We start from the raw sequence: 213 nt of genomic DNA on the forward strand, positions 1-213 counted from the left end.
ACCTTGTTTAGTGACTTTAAATAGTATTTCAGGCGCAGATAGGTCGGTAATATCCATGCTATAGAAAGCTTCTCCACCCATACGTAATCCACCATAAGCAAACATACCTTTTCCTGCAGAGGTGTCTACCGTTACTCTTGGATTGTTGGAGTCTATATCATAACTATAGTCTGTCGTTACCAACAATGGTGCATCAACACCAAAATAAGGTTG

The 213-nt window shown here is 39.9% G+C and carries 1 protein-coding gene; it reads right to left on the bottom strand.

Features of this window, described 5'->3' with window-relative positions:
- Positions 1–213, bottom strand: a 213-nt coding sequence (locus V6252_RS13505) for a hypothetical protein (RefSeq protein ID WP_341610775.1), incomplete at both ends; no start/stop codon positions are given.

This window comes from Psychrobacter proteolyticus (genome assembly GCF_038155145.1).
Taxonomy (GTDB): domain Bacteria; phylum Pseudomonadota; class Gammaproteobacteria; order Pseudomonadales; family Moraxellaceae; genus Psychrobacter; species Psychrobacter proteolyticus_B.